Here is a 1658-nt window from a genome sequence, read left to right as displayed (position 1 = left end):
AGCAGCTCGGTGGCCTTCTCCTTGAGGGTCGTGTGGTCGCTCTGCTCCAGCTCGCTCAGCAGCAGCTCGGCCAGGGTCACCGGATGCCCGTCGAGGGCGTCCCCGTGGGCCCGGACCAGGTTCCCGGCCTCCAGGTAGGCCTGGAGCAGCCCGCGTTCACGCGCCGAACTCTGCTCCATCAGCCGCCGTTCGATGGCCTCGGCGGCCCGGCGGACGACGGCGGCCAGCGCCGGGTCCGCGTCGGTGTAGGGGTAGCCCAGGCACAGCACGCCCTCGATGTGCCCGCTGAGCTGGTCTCGGATGGGAGCCGCGGTGCAGGCGCTGGACTGGGAGCGCTCGGCGAAGTGCTCGGCGCCGTTGACCTGGACGAGCTGCCGCTCCGCGAGGGTCAGCCCGATCCCGTTCGTCCCGGCGACCCGCTCGGCGAACACGAAGCCGGGCTCGGTCTGGATGGCCGGCAGCCGGCCGGGCAGGGTCTTGTCGCCGAAGCGGCGCTCCAGCACGGTGCCGTGGCCGTCGGCGAGGCAGATGTTCATCCGGCTGCCCGCGAAGAGCGCCGCCAGCCGGTCGAGCACGGGTGCGGCGGCGCGGACGAAGGGGCCCTCCGCGTCGAAGTCCTCGGTGAACGGCAGCTCGGTCTGGTCCGGTGACAGTCCCAGCAGCAGGCTGCGCTGCCACGAACTCAGGATCGGGCTGCGCACGCTCCGCACGACCGACTCCGCGGACCCGCCGTGCAGGAACCGGTCACGGGACCGCACGGGGCCGGTGCGGTCGTCCACGACCCCCATGTGCACCACATCCCTCGTCGGAGCAGCTCGATGCCCGGATTTGAGTATATTCCTCACACTTTTGAGGCGTCGGGGCGTCGAGGCGTCGGGGCATCGAGGCTGAGGGCATCGGGGCTGACGGCATCGGGGCGCGGGGGCGGAGAGGACACCGCCCGGGCCAGGTCACAGCACCGCGAGGGGGTTGACCGGTGAGCCCGTCCCACCGGGCACGTTGAGCGGCGACACGACGAGCATGAACGCGTGGCGGCCCGCCCCGGCGCAGGCGGCGGACAGCGCCTCCAGGTCCAGGTTGTCCAGGAGGGGCACCCCCATCGCCGTGAGGGCGAGGGCGTGGACGGGGGAGTGCAGGCCCTCCACCGGCGAGGGCCGCACGTCGCTGTCCCCGTCGGCGCCGAGCAGGACTACGCCCCGCTCCGCCAGCAGCGGTACGGCGTCCACGTGCCAGCCGGCGCTGCCCGTCCCCGGGTCCCAGGGCCCCAGCTCCGTCCGGCGGCGGAACCGGCCGGAGCGCAGCAGGACCGCGTCGCCCTCCCCGATCCGCACGCCGAGCGCCTCCTCCGCGGCCAGGAGGTCCCGGGCCCGCACCGCGTGCCCCGGCTCCAGCCAGGGCACCCCCAGCACCGCGGGCAGGTCCAGCAGCACGCCCCGGGTGACCAGCGGGCCGAGGGCCGCCACCGAGCCGAACCGGACGCCTCCGGCGCCGGCCTCCTCGTGCGCCGCGCGGCCGTCGTAGAGTCGCCCCCGGTAGCCGATGTGCGACAGCGCGTCGAGGTGGCTGACCGACTTGCCGTGGTAGTCCGCGCCGAGGAAGTCCTTAGTACGCGGACGGCTCCGGCTCCTCCACGTCGCCGATGTCGGTCATGTGGTGCA

1 protein-coding gene and 1 pseudogene are annotated in these 1658 nt (G+C 74.0%); both read right to left on the bottom strand.

The features are described from left to right. Positions 1–788: GAF domain-containing protein (locus SSNG_RS01860; protein ID WP_042800388.1), on the bottom strand; the 788-nt coding region annotated here is incomplete at its 3' end. Positions 789–950: 162 nt separating this feature from the next. Next, positions 951–1658: pseudogene (locus tag SSNG_RS01855) on the bottom strand (cyclase family protein); the annotation flags it as partial.

The sequence above is a fragment of the Streptomyces sp. C genome, from assembly GCF_000158895.1.
Classification (GTDB): domain Bacteria; phylum Actinomycetota; class Actinomycetes; order Streptomycetales; family Streptomycetaceae; genus Streptomyces; species Streptomyces racemochromogenes.
This window is presented reverse-complemented; position numbering and strand designations above follow the sequence as displayed.